This is a genomic window from Lentibacillus populi, from assembly GCA_014642895.1.
In the GTDB taxonomy this organism is placed as follows: Bacteria; Bacillota; Bacilli; order Bacillales; family Amphibacillaceae; genus Lentibacillus_C; species Lentibacillus_C populi.
The window spans coordinates 1-1,557 of sequence record BMJD01000105.1 but is presented as its reverse complement, the minus strand read 5'-3'; the positions used below and the strand labels follow the sequence as shown (position 1 = coordinate 1,557).

At 35.6% G+C, this 1,557-nt stretch carries 1 protein-coding gene; it reads right to left on the bottom strand.

Going from position 1 to position 1,557, the window contains the following annotated elements; all coding sequences use genetic code 11:
* Positions 1-173: 173 nt before the first annotated feature.
* A complete protein-coding gene (locus IEX12_RS23040; protein WP_088049366.1) occupies positions 174-1,400 on the bottom strand; it encodes an IS4 family transposase in 1,227 nt (408 codons plus the stop codon).
* Positions 1,401-1,557 lie beyond the last annotated feature (157 nt).

The window sequence follows — 1,557 nt, the reverse complement described above, 5'->3', positions numbered from 1 at the left end:
CACTAGCGTTGCATAAAAAATAAAAGATCTAGTCAACCATTTTGATTTGTAACTTATTTACATTTATCAATTATAAAGAATATTCAGTCTCACCTTCTTCGTGAATCAGAGAAAAAAAGATAATAGGGCTATAAAGGTAGTCCTTCATCCATTTTTTGGAATTCATTAGTTATTTAAACGAGTGGATCGTACGTTAGATCATCTAAATGTAAAACATCTCCTGATTCATATTGTGCTAAGGTTTCTTCAAATATTCGCTGATGCTGCATCTTTCGGCGTCCGTTGGATGTTCGATCCGGTTTTTTGAAAAGTTCTTTTATGAAGCTCGAAAGACTTTTAGACCAAAAATCACTTACCCAATTGAACATTTCCAGTAATGTACCTTTATATCCTAATTTGTTTTTCATTAACAGATTTAAGCAGAATGTAATCATCGCGATGTAAATCTGGTTGAATACGGCATTTTCGCTTTGTCCGTAAAATTTTATCAAGACCAAATGCTGCTTTATCCATTTGAAAAACAATTCGATTTGCCAACGTGTACGGTAGAGGTCACTAATTTCTTGCGCGCTCACTTTTGCATCATTGCATACAATCGAAATGAGGTTGCCTTTACTATCCAATGTTTCTACCAAATGTAAAGGATGTTTCATATTTCCGATTTTCACCATCGCATCACGAATGATTGCAGAGGATGGATCTACAGGTAGTTCCTCTATCACGTGAACGATCGTATTTGCTTTAATTCTGGTGACAAATCGAATTCCGTTTGCACAATAATACTCAAATTTGCCAAAGTCGAAATAGCCGCGGTCGAATACGTGAAGCGCATCTTTACCCAAAATTAATGGGTCTAACTGTGTGACATCTGCTGGCTTTGCAGGAGTAAGAATCACGTCATTTGGATAAGAAACACCATCACAAAAATTGACGGAAGTATGTAGCTTTATTCCAGCTTTTGTCTCTCGGAAAACGGCCCATTCATATTGGCTAAGGCACATCGAGATCGTTGATGAATCGATTAAATGTATCTTTCCAAGTGCCTTATCTGCTTGCTTGGAACCGAGTTCTTGATGCAATTTTTGAACCAGATGATGCAGGATAACCTGAAAAATTTCAGGCGGTATTTCACCCAGCTTTCGTGAAAGCTGAGATTTACTAATACGCTTTATGCCAACAAGTCTTTGTACCATTTTCTTGCGTTTTACATTATCGCTTATCCGCCCAAGACTCTTTAATTCTTTCAGCTGAGCATAAATGAAAGTTCTGATAAACGTGAGTACACCAAGCTTTTTTACATATTTATCGATTTGGGCATGGTCAATCATTTTTTGTATAACTTTTGTATCCAGTGGATGAATGTATTCCTTAAATACATGTTTTATGGTATTATTGTCCATGTTAGCTCCTTATAGTTAGGGATTTGGACTGGACTACCATACCCTAATTATAAGGCTTTTTTTATGACTTTTAAAGGTTAAATTGCCATTATTGCCAAATTTCACATAAAATATATTTCTTGACTTTTATATTTTATTTTCCTGCAACGCTAGTGAT

Bases quoted from the DNA above. Each gene is read 5' to 3' on its own strand.
- IEX12_RS23040 (WP_088049366.1), bottom strand. From the start codon at position 1,400: ATGGACAATAATACCATAAAACATGTATTTAAGGAATACATTCATCCA.